Annotated in this window: 11 protein-coding genes; all 11 read right to left on the bottom strand. The window is 55.2% G+C overall.

The annotated features are described in order from the left end of the window. Window positions 1-34: 34 nt before the first annotated feature. From ftsA to LCD46_03650, 11 genes are read right to left on the bottom strand one after another with little or no spacing between them, the layout of a single operon-like run. Window positions 35-1,291 (bottom strand): cell division protein FtsA, encoded by a 1,257-nt coding sequence (gene ftsA / locus LCD46_03700; protein UOY71451.1) that lies wholly within the window; start codon window positions 1,289-1,291, stop codon window positions 35-37. Then, entirely contained in the window at window positions 1,288-2,130 is an 843-nt protein-coding gene (gene ftsQ, locus LCD46_03695) for a cell division protein FtsQ (GenBank protein UOY71450.1), read from the bottom strand. Before ftsQ ends, ftsA begins: the two co-directional genes overlap by 4 nt. A 1-nt stretch (window position 2,131) precedes the next feature. After that, complete coding sequence (locus tag LCD46_03690; GenBank protein UOY71449.1) at window positions 2,132-3,052, bottom strand: D-alanine--D-alanine ligase; 921 nt, start codon at window positions 3,050-3,052, stop codon at window positions 2,132-2,134. After that, window positions 3,045-4,520 (bottom strand): UDP-N-acetylmuramate--L-alanine ligase, encoded by a 1,476-nt coding sequence (gene murC / locus LCD46_03685; protein ID UOY71448.1) that lies wholly within the window; start codon window positions 4,518-4,520, stop codon window positions 3,045-3,047. Before murC ends, LCD46_03690 begins: the two co-directional genes overlap by 8 nt. A gap of 56 nt (window positions 4,521-4,576) precedes the next feature. Next, a complete protein-coding gene (gene murG, locus LCD46_03680) occupies window positions 4,577-5,641 on the bottom strand; it encodes an undecaprenyldiphospho-muramoylpentapeptide beta-N-acetylglucosaminyltransferase (protein ID UOY71447.1) in 1,065 nt (354 codons plus the stop codon). Beyond that, window positions 5,638-6,882, bottom strand: a complete 1,245-nt coding sequence (gene ftsW / locus LCD46_03675) for a cell division protein FtsW (protein UOY71446.1) — start codon at window positions 6,880-6,882, stop codon at window positions 5,638-5,640. The genes murG and ftsW overlap by 4 nt, the downstream gene beginning before the upstream one ends. Beyond that, entirely contained in the window at window positions 6,882-8,198 is a 1,317-nt protein-coding gene (gene murD, locus LCD46_03670) for a UDP-N-acetylmuramoyl-L-alanine--D-glutamate ligase (protein ID UOY71445.1), read from the bottom strand. The genes ftsW and murD overlap by 1 nt, the downstream gene beginning before the upstream one ends. Before the next feature lie 2 nt (window positions 8,199-8,200). Beyond that, a complete protein-coding gene (gene mraY, locus LCD46_03665) occupies window positions 8,201-9,283 on the bottom strand; it encodes a phospho-N-acetylmuramoyl-pentapeptide-transferase (GenBank protein ID UOY71444.1) in 1,083 nt (360 codons plus the stop codon). Further along, a complete protein-coding gene (gene murF, locus LCD46_03660) occupies window positions 9,277-10,635 on the bottom strand; it encodes a UDP-N-acetylmuramoyl-tripeptide--D-alanyl-D-alanine ligase (GenBank protein ID UOY71443.1) in 1,359 nt (452 codons plus the stop codon). Before murF ends, mraY begins: the two co-directional genes overlap by 7 nt. Then, window positions 10,632-12,119, bottom strand: a complete 1,488-nt coding sequence (gene murE / locus LCD46_03655) for a UDP-N-acetylmuramoyl-L-alanyl-D-glutamate--2,6-diaminopimelate ligase (protein UOY71442.1) — start codon at window positions 12,117-12,119, stop codon at window positions 10,632-10,634. The genes murF and murE overlap by 4 nt, the downstream gene beginning before the upstream one ends. Next, complete coding sequence (locus tag LCD46_03650) at window positions 12,106-13,872, bottom strand: peptidoglycan glycosyltransferase FtsI (protein ID UOY71441.1); 1,767 nt, start codon at window positions 13,870-13,872, stop codon at window positions 12,106-12,108. The genes murE and LCD46_03650 overlap by 14 nt, the downstream gene beginning before the upstream one ends. Window positions 13,873-13,879 lie beyond the last annotated feature (7 nt).

Below are 13,879 nucleotides of genomic sequence, written 5' to 3'. Positions count from 1 at the left end.
GAGACCGCTAATTCTCTCCGGTCTCTTAAAAAAATTAAAACTCTTTTCGCAACCAGTTGTTCAGTCGTTTGACCCACGACCCCACTGAGACGCGTTTTTCCACTTCTGCTTCGCCACTGAGATGAGATTCTTTCCCATAGTGAAGCAGGCCCACAGCCGTTGAATAATAAGGCTCCTGAGCATAATCCGTTAAACCGGTGATATTCAGTGGCGCACCAATACGCACCTGCGTATGGAACACGCGCTGAGCACAGGCTGCAAGACCTTCAATTTGCGCTGCACCGCCGGTTAATACAATCCCCGCCGCGAGATGATGCTTAACACCCTGCTGACGAAGCTGTTCCTGTAACTGTAAAATCTCTTCGTTGACGAGATTGAGCAGCTCGGTATAGCGCGGCTCGATCACCTCTGCCAGCGTCTGGCGTTGCAGACTGCGCGGTGGACGACCACCTACGCTTGGCACTTCAACGCTCTCATCTTTCCCAACGATAGACCCCAGCGCACAACCATGGCGCACTTTAATCGCTTCTGCATCGCTCGGTGGCGTACCAAAAGCGTAAGCAATATCGCTGGTCACAACATTCCCTGCGTAAGGGATCACTTTGGTGTGGCGCAGAGCACCGCCGGTATATACGGCCATGTCCATTGTACCACCACCAATATCGACCACACAGACGCCCAGTTCACGTTCATCTTCGGTCAGCACGGAATAACTTGCCGCCAGACCGGCGAAAATAAGTTGGTCAACTTTCAGGCCACAACGTTCAACAGCTTTTACAATGTTCTTCGCCATATCGTTGTGACATGTGATCAGGTGCACTTTTGCCTGCATACGCACGCCAGAAAGACCTACCGGGTTCTTGATACCCTCCTGGTAGTCGATGGCATATTCCTGCGGGATCACATGCAGTACGCGATGCTCATCGCGGACACGCACGGATTTCGCCGTATGCACAACGTTTTCAACGTCTTCCTGTGTTACTTCTTCTTCAGAAATCGGCACCATACCGATTTCGTTCTGGCAGCTAATATGCTTACCAGAAAGGGCCAGATAGACAGAAGAAATCTGGCAATCTGCCATCAATTCAGCCTGATCGATAGCGCGCTGTACGCATTTCACCACCGATTCAAGATCGTTTACCCCACCTTTATCCATACCACGGGACGGGCAACTGCCCACGCCAATGATATTGACCATACCGTCGGGCAGAACTTCCCCTACTAAAGCGGCAACCTTCGCGGTGCCAATCTCCAGTCCAACTACCAGTTTTCTGTCCGTCGCCTTGATCATTGTTGTTCTGCCTGTACCTGTGCCTGATTCTGTTGCTGATTAGGTTCCTCGACCGGAGCCGGTACCCAACCGACTGCTGCGCCTGAGTCATAGCGCAAATCAACGTAGCTTATCCGTTTGCCGTCAGTCTGTGCCTGCTGCTGTAAAACCGGGTAAAGTTCTACAAAACGCGCCAGACGCTTCATTGTGTCGCCGCGCCCCAGGTTAAGCTTTATGCCGTTCGTTAACGTCAACTGCCAGGAGCGGCGTGCCGTCATGGCAGCATCTTTTAACGTGAACCTGTCTTTTGCCAGCACCTGTCCCATTTCGCGAAAACCCTGTAACACTTCATTTTCGCTACCTTCAGGGCCATACAACATCGGTAGATTTTGCTTGTTGACACGATCGGTCGGGACGCTGAAGGAATTTCCGTCTACGTCAACCATGTGCTGATCATTCCAACGCGCAATGGGCACATATTCAACCAGATGAATCTTCAATTCATCAGGCCATTGCTTTCTTACACTCGCCTGTTTTATCCACGGCAGACGTTCAATCTGGCTCTGGATAATATTGACGTCCTGAGTCATAAAGGTGCCAGGCGATCCCAGCGCCAGAATTGACTGGCGAATATCATCGTTTCGCGTGTAGTGACGTTCACCGGTGACCACCAGCTTAGAAAGCGGTAACCGTTGTGCGTCTTCCATCCAGCCCAGGACCATCCAGCCGCTGATAAACACGGTGCACAGCACCCCGAGCAGGAAAATAATCCCTGCAAGACGCGTTCCATTACTCCGGCGTGAAGAAGTGTATTCTTCTTCGTCATCGCGGTTGCGTGTGTTCAATGCAGCCTGAGACATATCAGCCCGCCTGGTCCAGAATACGTACGACTAACTGCGAGAAACTCATTCCCGCCTGACGCGCAGCCATAGGCACAAGGCTGTGGCTGGTCATGCCTGGCGAAGTATTGGCTTCCAGCAGATAAAATTGGCCATCACTGTCGAGCATGACATCAATGCGTCCCCAGCCGCGGCATCCTAGAACATTCCAGGCTTTAAGCACCAGGGACTGTAAATCTGCTTCACGTTCTGCTTCAAGACCACTTGGGCAGAAATATTGCGTCTCATCAGAGAGATACTTCGCCTCATAATCATAGAAGACTCCAGCGGGTTGGATACGAATTGACGGTAAAATTTCTTCGCCAAGCATCGCAACGGTAAATTCCGGTCCGCTGAGCCATTTCTCAATCAGAACTTCTTCATCATGTTGAAATGCCAGTTCTAAAGCGGCTGATAAATCTTCAGCTTTATCAACTTTGGACATCCCAACACTTGAACCTTCCCGACTCGGCTTAACAATAACCGGTAAGCCCAGTTCAGCAATGCGTGTATTAACGCTATCCGACAGGCCCAATTCAAATTCGCGACGAGTCAGTGCAACCCATGGCGCGACAGGCAAGCCTGCCCCCTGCCACAGCAATTTGCTGCGCAGTTTATCCATAGAGATCGCGGAAGCCATCACGCCGCTGCCGGTGTACGGCATGCCGATTAAATCCAGCAACCCTTGCAGGGTACCGTCTTCGCCACCACGACCGTGCAGCGCGATAAAGACCTTATCGAAACCCATCGCTTTCAGTTGCGTCACATCCGTCTCTTTCGGATCGACCGGATGGGCATTGACGCCACCTTCACGCAGACCCGCCAGCACCGCCGCACCGGAATTCAGGGAAACCTCGCGCTCTGCGGAGGTACCACCAGACAGGACAGCAATCTTATCAGCCATGATGCTCATCCTCCTGGGTTTGCGGCTTCAGTTTGATTTCGGCTAAGGTACGGGCGATTTTGCCGATATTTCCGGCACCCTGAATCAGAATTAAATCGTTACCTGTCAGTACTGGTGCCAGAATTTCTGCCACCTGCGCCGGGTCAGAAACCAGAATAGGGTCAACTTTCCCGCGGCCACGAATGGTACGACATAATGAACGGCTGTCTGCACCTGGAATCGCGGTTTCGCCTGCAGAATAAACATCCAGCATTAACAGGGTATCGACCTGTGAAAGCACGCTGGCGAAGTCGTCATACAGATCGCGGGTACGCGTGAAGCGGTGCGGCTGGAAGATCATGACCAGATTCTTGTCAGGCCAGCCAGCGCGCGCGGCTTTGATGGTCGCGTCCACTTCGGTCGGATGGTGGCCGTAGTCGTCCACCAGCATCGCGGTACCGGCTTTACCATTCACGGCGTCCAGCGGGAATTCACCGAGGAAGTCGAAACGACGGCCAGTCCCCTGGAAGCTCTCCAGCGCCCTCAGAATCGCCTCATCATCAATACCTTCTTCCGTTGCAACAGCAACGGCCGCTGCCGCATTCAGGGCGTTATGACGGCCTGGAGCATTCAGCGTCACGTGCAGCAGTTCTTTGTCCTGACGCGCGAGGGTGAAATGCCCCTGCGCACCAATCTGTTTGTAATCTTCCACACGGACATCAGCATCTTCGCTGAAACCATAAGTGGTGATTTGACGCCCGACACGCGGCAGCAGCTCGCGGATCACGGGATCGTCCACGCACATCACCGCGCGTCCATAGAACGGCAGGTTATGCAGGAAGTTGATGAAAGTCTGTTTTAAGTTCTCGAAGTCACCCTGGTAGGTATCCATATGGTCAGCTTCGATGTTAGTGACAATCGCCACCATCGGCTGCAGGTGCAGGAACGACGCGTCGCTCTCATCTGCTTCCGCAATCAAATAACGACTGTGTCCCAGACGCGCATGTACGCCTGCGGCTTTGACCAGACCACCATTGACGAACGTCGGGTCGAGACCCGCTTCCGCATAAATACTGGAGACCATCGCCGTGGTCGTGGTTTTACCGTGGGTACCGGCAATGGCGATACCGTGGCGGAAACGCATCAGTTCCGCCAGCATTTCTGCACGGCGGATCACCGGAATTCGCGCTTCATGGGCGGCAACAATTTCCGGGTTGTCAGAGGAGATGGCGCTCGATACCACCACCACGCTCGCATCGCGCACGTTTTCCGGGCGATGGTTGAAATATATAGTCGCCCCAAGCGACGCCAGTTGCTGCGTAACAGGGTTTGGCGCGAGGTCAGACCCGCTGATCTGATAACCTTCGTTAGCTAACACTTCGGCAATACCGCCCATGCCAGCACCACCGATGCCAACAAAGTGAATGTGCCGGACGCGACGCATCTCGGGCACGATTGAACGCAGTTTTGCCAGTTGTTGTGTATTCATTCTCTAAACGCCATCGACTACTTAAAATTCGTGCAGCGCAACACGCGCTGCGAGGGTTAAGCCTGGGCAGCCAGGCTCACTTCTTTTGCCACCCGTTCCGTCGCATCAGGAATAGCGGTCGCGCGCGCGCGTTCTGCCATCTCCAGTAATACGTCTCTGTTCCAGCCCGCCAGGGTGGTGGCGACCGCATCGGCGGTAAATTGTGGCTGCTCAAATATTTTTGCGGCACCCGCTTTCTCAAGCGGCAGCGCATTCCAGTACTGCTGTCTGTCTTTGTGCTGGAACGGCACAAACAGCGCGGGTAAACCGGCGGCGGCGATCTCGCTCACCGTCAGCGCGCCTGAGCGACAAACGACGACATCGGCCCAGGCGTATGCTGCTGCCATGTCATCAATAAACTCCGTAACGTTATGCTGCGACTGCCCCGCTTCGGCGTAAGCCTGCTCAACGGTCTGCTGAGCACCTTTTCCGCTCTGGTGCCAGATGGTAACGGCATCCCCCAGCTTTGCAGCAACCTGCGGCATCGTCTGGTTTAAGATGCGCGCGCCCTGAGAACCGCCGACGACCAGCACACGAACCGGCCCTTCACGGCCCGTCAGGCGAGCATCCGGCAGCGGCAGTGCCAGCACATCCACACGAACCGGGTTACCCACGACGTCCGCTTTCGGGAACGCGCCGGGAAACGCCTGCATGACTTTGGTGGCAATTTTCGCCAGCCATTTGTTAGTCAGGCCGGCAATTCCGTTCTGCTCATGCAATACGACAGGGATACCTAACGACCATGCAGCCAGCCCGCCAGGACCAGACACATAACCGCCCATGCCCAGTACCACATCCGGCTTAAAGCGCTTCATGATGGTACGCGCCTGACGCCAGGCGTTAAAAATCCGCACCGGCGCCAGGAGTAGCGCCTTTATACCTTTGCCACGCAGGCCAGAAATACGAATAAAGTCGATCTCGATCCCGTGCTTCGGCACCAGATCGGCTTCCATGCGGTCTGCGGTTCCAAGCCAGCGAACCTGCCAGCCCTGATCCATTAAATGGTGCGCAACCGCCAGCCCCGGGAACACATGCCCCCCGGTACCGCCTGCCATCACCATTAACCGCTTCGGTTGATTCATCGTGAACCTCGTGTAAACGCCTGGGCTTTCTCCAGACGCGTCTCATAATCTATGCGTAACAAAAACATGATGGCTGTCGACATGATCAACAGACTCGAACCACCATAACTGATCAACGGCAACGTCAGGCCTTTGGTCGGCAGCATACCTGCTGCGGCCCCGACGTTAACCAATGCCTGGAAACTAAACCAGATACCAATTGAGCAGGCTAAGAAACCTGAGAAACGGTGATCGATTTCCAGCGCTTTTCGGCCAATAGACATGGCGCGGAAAGCGACGAAGAATACCATTAATAGCGCTAATACCACACCGATATAACCCAGTTCTTCCGCAATAATGGAGAAGATGAAGTCAGTATGCGCTTCCGGTAAATACTCCAGCTTTTGAACGGAATTGCCCAGGCCTTGCCCCCAGACCTCACCACGTCCAAAGGCCATCAACGACTGAGTCAGCTGATAACCGCTGCCGAACGGGTCTTCCCACGGGTTCCAGAAGGATGTCACACGGCGGATACGATAAGGCTCGGCGAGGATCAGCAGCACGACCGCCGAAATACCCATGCCGATGATGGCGATGAACTGCCACAGCTTTGCGCCCGCCAGGAACAGCATGGCGAGGGTGGTAACAAACAGTACAACAACGGTACCCAGGTCAGGCTGCGCCAGCAGTAATACCGCCAGCACCAGAATCACGCCCATCGGTTTTAAGAAGCCGCGCAGATTGTTACGCACTTCATCCACTTTACGCACCAGGTAGTTAGCCAGGTAGCAGAACAGGGAGAGCTTGGTAAATTCCGCAGGCTGAATACGCAGCGGGCCAAAGGCAATCCAGCGCGATGCCCCGTTTACGGAGCTCCCCACCACCAGAACGATCAGCAGCATGATGATCGAAGCAATCAGCATTGCCGTACTGTGCCGCTGCCAGAACTCCATCGGCAGACGTAAAGTCACCAACGCCAGGCAGAATGCCAGGATGATGTACAGACCATCACGCTTGGCAAACAGGAAAGGATCGTTCGCCAGACGCTGTCCAACAGGCATTGAGGCCGATGTCACCATAATAAAACCGACAGCTGCCAGCCCCAGCGTGAGCCAGAACAGCGTGCGATCGTACATGATCAGGCTGTCGTTATCTTTTTGACGAGAGCCCATCACCCAGCCTTTCAGTGCCGCAAACAACCACACCAGGATCCCAAATCCTGGCAGGCGCGGCATTCTCAGGCGAGGGAGAGATAAACGCATCAGCCTAACTCCTTCGCCAGGCGGGTAAAGACATCACCACGCTGTTCGAAATTCTTGAATTGGTCGAGACTGGCGCACGCCGGAGAGAGCAGTACCATATCGCCAGGCTTCACACGTGGGGCAATAAGATGCATAGCCTGTTCCATGGTTTCGGTTTGCTCGGCTACCTCAGGGCGCAGTTCAGCCAGTTCACTGCCGTCACGACCAAAGCAGTAGAGACGAATGTTATCGCCAGTAACATACTGCTTCAGGGAGGAGAAATCGGCTGACTTACCGTCGCCGCCCAACAGCAGATGCAGCGTGCCGTCAACGTGCAGGCCGTTCAGCGCAGCCTCAGTGCTGCCCACATTGGTAGCTTTGGAGTCGTTAATCCAGCGAACGCCGTTATGCTCCAGCGCCAGCTGGAAACGATGCGCCAGACCGGAAAACGTGGTCAACGCTTTCAGGCTGGAAGAGCGCGGTAAACCTACCGCATCCGCCAGCGCCAGTGCTGCCAGGGCATTGGTATAGTTATGCTGACCGGAGAGTTTCATCTCTTTGACGTTCAGCACTTTCTCACCTTTTACCCGCAGCCAGGTTTCCCCTTGCTGACGGTTCAGGTGGTAATCACCCATGGTAATACCGAAGCTAATGCAGCGTTCATCCGCCCCACGCACTGGCATGGTCAGCGCGTCATCCGCATTGACCACACAAACTTTGGCATTTTCATACACGCGCAGCTTGGCGGCACGGTACTGCTGCAGACCAAATGGATATCTGTCCATATGATCTTCGGTCACGTTAAGGATCGTCGCAGCGGCAGCGTGCAGGCTGGAGGTCGTTTCCAGCTGGAAGCTGGAAAGCTCGAGGACATATAGTTCACAGCCTTTGTCCAGCAGCATCAGCGCTGGCAGGCCGATATTACCGCCTACCCCTACGTTCATGCCTGCAGCTTTCGCCATCTCACCCACCAGCGTGGTTACGGTGCTTTTGCCGTTAGAACCGGTAATGGCAATAACCGGTGCCTGTGCTTCGCGGCAGAACAGTTCGATATCGCCGACAATCTCAACGCCCGCATCAGCAGCAGCGCTCAGTGACGGATGCGCCAGGGCCATACCCGGGCTGGCGACAATAAGATCGGCTGCCAGCAACCAGTCATCATTCAGACCACCAAGGTGGCGTTCAACCTGTTCCGGCAGCTTGTCCAGACCCGGCGGGGAGACACGCGTATCCATCACCCGTGGCGTCACGCCGCGTGCGAGGAAAAAGTCCACGCAGGAAAGGCCGGTAAGGCCCAACCCGATGATAACGACTTTTTTGCCCTGGTAATCTGCCATGATTAACGTACCTTCAGCGTTGCCAGGCCAATCAGCACCAGCATCAGCGAAATAATCCAGAAGCGCACAATGACGCGCGGTTCCGGCCAGCCTTTCAGTTCATAGTGGTGGTGGATCGGTGCCATACGGAAGATGCGCTGACCACGCAGCTTGAAGGAACCGACCTGCAAAATCACCGACAGGGTTTCAACCACAAACACCCCCCCCATGATCACCAGCAGGAACTCCTGACGCAGCAGAACGGCAATGATGCCGAGCGCACCGCCCAAAGCCAGGGAACCAACATCACCCATAAAGACCTGCGCCGGGTAGGTGTTGAACCACAGGAAGCCCAGTCCCGCACCGACGATCGCCGTACAGACGATCACCAGCTCACCCGCGTGTCGCAGATAAGGAATGTGCAAATAGTTGGCAAAGTTCATGTTACCGGTCGCCCACGCTACCAGCGCAAAACCCGCGGCCACGAAGACGGTTGGCATAATCGCCAGACCATCCAGTCCATCGGTCAGGTTGACGGCGTTACCGGTGCCAACAATGACGAAATACGCCAGCAGGATGTAGAACAACCCAAGTTGCGGCATCACGTCTTTAAAGAACGGTACCACCAGCTCGGTGGCCGGTGTGTCTTTTCCAGCCAGGTACAGCGCAAAGGCTACGCCCAGCGCAATCACCGACATCCAGAAGTACTTCCAGCGGGCGATCAGGCCCTTGGTGTCTTTACGCACCACTTTGCGGTAGTCATCGACAAAGCCAATAATGCCGTAGCCAATCAGGACGGTCAGCACACACCAGACGTACGGGTTTGACGGGTACGCCCACAGCAATACTGATACCACGATGGCAGTCAGGATCATGATCCCACCCATGGTAGGGGTACCACGTTTGCTGAAGTGCGACTCCGGACCATCGTTACGCACAACCTGGCCAAAAGAGAGTTTTTGCAGACGGGCAATCATGCGCGGACCCATCCACAACGAGATGAACAGCGCAGTCAGCAGGCTGACAATGGCGCGAAACGTCAGATAGGAAAAGACGTTAAAGCCTGAGTAATATTTGACCAAATGCTCGGCCAGCCAAACTAACATGTCCCGTTCTCCTGTAATGCGTGCACAACCTCTTCCATGGCGGCACTACGTGAACCTTTCACAAGTACTGTCACAATTTGTTTTTCTGCAATCAACGCGTTGAGGCGTTTAATCAACGCAGCTTTATCGGCAAAATGCTCACCAACGCCGCTGGCCTGGCTAATCGCCTGGCTCAGTTTTCCTGCGCTCAATACGCAGTCCAGTCCCGCCGCTTTCGCCGCTTCACCGACCTGGGTGTGGCAGGCTTCGCTTTCGTCGCCCAGCTCAGCCATATCACCCACTACCATGATGCGGTAGCCCGGCATCTCAGACAGCACCTGCACCGCAGCCGTCATCGAACCGACGTTCGCGTTGTAGGAGTCATCCAGCAGCAGTTTGTTGTCAGCAAGCTGGATAGGGAACAAGCGTCCCGGTACGGCTTTTAAATTTGCCAGCCCGGTTTTAATCGCCTCATGCGAGGCACCTACCGCCGTCGACAACGCCGCCGCCGCAAGTGCATTGGCGATATTATGGCGACCCGGCAGTGGCAGCAGCACATCGACGCCCCCGGTTGGGGTAGTGAGCGTGAATTCCGTGCCATGCGACGCCACATGAATATTGGTTGCGGTAAAATCACTGTTGGCCGCATTCGGCGAAAAGCGCCAGGTTTTACGCGAGCCAATAATGCTCTGCCAGTTCAGCCAGTCATTGTTGTCGGCATTCATAATGGCAATGCCGTCAACAGGCAGGCCGGTATAGATCTCACCTTTCGCTTTCGCCACACCTTCCAGCGAGCCAAAGCCTTCCAGATGCGCAGCCGCCAGGTTATTCACCAGCGCCGCTTCCGGGCGAGTCAAACTCACGGTCCAGGCAATTTCACCCTGGTGGTTTGCCCCCAGCTCGATAACAGCAAATTCGTGCTCTTTGGTCAGGCGAAGTAATGTCATCGGCACGCCGACGTCATTATTGAGGTTGCCTGCGGTATAAAGCGTATTTCCGCACTGACTTAGAATGGCTGCGGTCATTTCTTTCACGGACGTTTTGCCAGAGGACCCGGTCAGGGCCACGACACGAGTAGGGACTTGCTGTCGCACCCATGCCGCCAGCTCGCCAAAAGCGAGACGCGTATCCTTCACCACAATCTGCGGCAGATCGACAGCCAGTTTACGGCTAACCAGCAGCGCACCAGCGCCATTTTCTTTGGCCTGCTGTGCAAAATCATGCGCGTCAAAACGCTCACCTTTTAGCGCCACAAACAGACAACCTGCAGTGACTTTGCGGGTGTCGGTCGTCACGGCGTCAATGGTCAGATCCTGACCCAGCAATTCGCCGTGCAGTACCGTAGCAGCCTGACTTAACGTGATGCTAATCATGCCACCACTCCCAGCAGACGTGCTGCCGTTACGCGGTCCGAGTAGTCCAGACGACGATTGCCAACAATCTGATAATCTTCATGGCCTTTACCGGCCAGCAGCACCACGTCATTTTCCTGCGCCTGCATGATGGTGTTCGTTACCGCTTCGGCACGACCTTCAACAACACGCGCACGACCTGCGTCCAGCATACCAGCCAGAATATCGTTGATAATGGCGCGCGGCTCTTCGGTACGCGGGTTGTCATCGGTTACGACAGGAATATCCGCGAATTGCTCAGCAATGGCACCCATCAACGGACGTTTGCCTTTGTCGCGATCGCCGCCGCAGCCAAACACGCACCAGAGTTTACCGGCACAGTGCAGGCGCGCCGCTTCCAGCGCTTTTTCCAGCGCATCCGGCGTGTGGGCATAATCAACGACCACGGTCGGTTTACCTGGCGCGCTAAACACTTCCATGCGGCCACAAACCGGCTGCAGACGTTCGGCAGTTTTCAGCAGTTCAGCCATCGGATAGCCCAGCGCCAGTAATGTTGCCAGGGCCAGCAGCAGGTTGCTGACGTTAAACGCCCCCATCAGACGGCTTTCAATTTCCCCTTCCCCCCAGGAAGAGGTAAAGAGGATGGTGGCACCGCTATCGTGGTAGTTCACCTTAACGGCCTTCAACCAGCGACCATGGCAGTTAGGGTTAATATGATCTTCCATTGACACCGCAACCGCGTCTGGCAGCTTAGCCAGCCAGCGACGCCCCACTTCGTCATCGGCGTTGATGATGGCCTGTCCGCAGTGGTGCGTGGAGTAGAGCAGCCATTTTGCGGCTTCGTAATGCTCCATATCACCATGATAATCGAGGTGATCGCGGCTCAGGTTAGTGAACACAGAGGCTGCAAATTTCAACGCCGCCACACGGTGCTGTACCAGTCCATGCGAAGAAACTTCCATTGCAGCAAAGGTTGCCCCCTGCTCTGCCAGACCAGCAAGGACATGCTGTACATCAACCGCTGATCCGGTGGTATTTTCCGTCGGGCTCACTTTACCCAGCAGGCCGTTACCTACGGTACCCATCACCGCACCGGTTTCACCCAGCAGTTGCGCCCATTGCGCCATGAGTTGTGTGGTGGTGGTTTTTCCGTTTGTTCCCGTCACGCCAACCAGACGTAATTGGTCGGAAGGTTCGTGGTAGAAACGCCCCGCCAGCGCGGAAAGACGCTCATTTAACTGGCTGAGATAGATAACCGGCACCCCGTGCATCTCACGGATCTCACCGTCGGTTGCCTCATCTTTGGCCTCAGCAATAATGGCAGCAACACCTTGCGCAATCGCCTGCGGGATATAACGACGCCCGTCCGCCTGATGACCGACCACCGCCACAAAAAGATCGCCAGATGCAGCCACGCGGCTGTCCAGTACCATTTCTCGCAGTGCTCGCTCCGGTGCATTTGGCACCCACGGAGCGAGAAGGTCGCGCAAATTACGATCTGCCACCTGTACCCTCGCCTTGATTAATTACAAATTCACTTTTTTCGCCCGTCGCCAGCGCATCCGGTTCAATATTCATGGTGCGCAATACGCCGCCCATGATGGCCCCGAACACAGGCGCGGAGACGGCGCCGCCGTAGTATTTACCCGCCTGTGGATCGTTAATGACGACCACCAGCGCAAAACGCGGATTGCTTGCAGGCGCAACGCCTGCGGTGTAGGCAATGTATTTGTTGATATAGCGGCCGTCTGGCCCCACTTTTTTCGCCGTACCGGTTTTTATGGCGATACGATAGCCTTTGATCGCCGCTTTTACGCCACCGCCACCAGGCAGTGCCACGCTTTCCATCATATGCACAACGGTACGAACGATAGATTCCGGGAAGATTCTCTCTCCAGGAACCGGTGGATCAACTTTGGTAATCGACAGCGGACGATAAACGCCGTAGCTGCCAATCGTTGCGTAGACTCGCGCTAACTGTAACGGGGTTACCATTAGCCCGTAGCCGAAAGAGAAGGTGGCCCTCTCTATGTCAGACCACCGTTGTTTTTGAGGATATAAGCCACTGCGTTCTCCGACCAACCCCAAATTGGTCGCCTTTCCCAGTCCAAAACGTGAGTAAGTCTCTACTAACGCTGAGGACGGCATCGCTAACGCCAGTTTTGAAACACCGACGTTACTCGACTTCTGTAACACCCCGGTCAGGGTTAATTCGCTGTAGCGTGCCACGTCTTTAATCTCGTGGCCGTTAATACGGTAAGGGATCGTGTTCAGAACCGTGTTTTCATTGACGATGCCTCGCTGCAGCGCCGTCATCACCACCATCGGTTTCACCGTCGAGCCCGGCTCGAACACGTCGGTGATCGCCCGGTTACGCATCGCGTCTTTTGCGGTGCCGGTAAAGTTGTTCGGGTTGTAGGATGGACTGTTGGCCATCGCCAGCACTTCGCCCGTGCTGACATCCACCAGCACGGCGCTACCTGACTCCGCTTTGTTGAAAGCCACAGCATTGTTCAGCTCGCGGTAGACCAGCGCCTGCAAGCGCTCATCAATACTCAGCGCCAGGTTGTGTGCCGCCTGGCTGTCCGTGGACGAGATATCTTCGATCACGCGACCATAGCGGTCTTTACGCACGATTCGCTCGCCCGGCTGGCCGGTGAGCCACTTATCGAAACTTTTTTCAACGCCCTCAATCCCCTGGCTATCGACGTTAGTGAAGCCAATGAGGTGAGCAGTTACTTCGCCGGAAGGGTAATAACGGCGGGATTCCTCACGAAGATGAATGCCCGGCAGCTTCAGTTTGCGAATGTAGTCAGCCATGTCAGGGTTCACCTGACGCGCCAGATAGATAAAACGCCCTTTCGGGTTAGCGTTGACGCGGGAGGCAAGCTGGTCCAGCGGCATTTTCAGAGCATCGGAGAGCGCTTTCCAGCGGTTATCGAGGGTGATCCCCCCAGCATCGTGCAGCTCTTTCGGGTCAGCCCAGATCGCTTTGACCGGCACACTCACCGCCAACGGACGGCCTGAGCGGTCAGTGATCATCCCGCGGGAAGTCGAGACCTCCTGGACACGCAGAGAGCGCATATCGCCCTGACGTACCAGCATGTCAGGCGCGACGATTTGTAACCATGCCACGCGTCCCAGCAGAAAACCCAGTGCCAGTAAAATGCAGCCGCAAAGCAACGCAAAACGCCAACTGACAAAGTTGGCCTGTTCTTCCTGACGTTTTGGTTTTAGCGTTTTTGCCGCTGCTTTCATGCGTCGC

Origin of the sequence: Enterobacter ludwigii (assembly GCA_023023105.1) — a bacterium.
Classification (GTDB): domain Bacteria; phylum Pseudomonadota; class Gammaproteobacteria; order Enterobacterales; family Enterobacteriaceae; genus Enterobacter; species Enterobacter adelaidei.
This window is presented reverse-complemented; position numbering and strand designations above follow the sequence as displayed.

Excerpts from the sequence above, each read along its gene's own strand:
- murF (UOY71443.1), bottom strand. The coding sequence starts at position 10,635 with ATGATTAGCATCACGTTAAGTCAGGCTGCTACGGTACTGCACGGCGAA.
- murC (UOY71448.1), bottom strand. The coding sequence starts at position 4,520 with ATGAATACACAACAACTGGCAAAACTGCGTTCAATCGTGCCCGAGATG.
- ftsA (UOY71451.1), bottom strand. The coding sequence starts at position 1,291 with ATGATCAAGGCGACGGACAGAAAACTGGTAGTTGGACTGGAGATTGGC.
- LCD46_03650 (UOY71441.1), bottom strand. The coding sequence starts at position 13,872 with ATGAAAGCAGCGGCAAAAACGCTAAAACCAAAACGTCAGGAAGAACAG.
- murG (UOY71447.1), bottom strand. The coding sequence starts at position 5,641 with ATGAATCAACCGAAGCGGTTAATGGTGATGGCAGGCGGTACCGGGGGG.
- murD (UOY71445.1), bottom strand. The coding sequence starts at position 8,198 with ATGGCAGATTACCAGGGCAAAAAAGTCGTTATCATCGGGTTGGGCCTT.
- ftsQ (UOY71450.1), bottom strand. The coding sequence starts at position 2,130 with ATGTCTCAGGCTGCATTGAACACACGCAACCGCGATGACGAAGAAGAA.
- LCD46_03690 (UOY71449.1), bottom strand. The coding sequence starts at position 3,052 with ATGGCTGATAAGATTGCTGTCCTGTCTGGTGGTACCTCCGCAGAGCGC.
- mraY (UOY71444.1), bottom strand. The coding sequence starts at position 9,283 with ATGTTAGTTTGGCTGGCCGAGCATTTGGTCAAATATTACTCAGGCTTT.
- ftsW (UOY71446.1), bottom strand. The coding sequence starts at position 6,882 with ATGCGTTTATCTCTCCCTCGCCTGAGAATGCCGCGCCTGCCAGGATTT.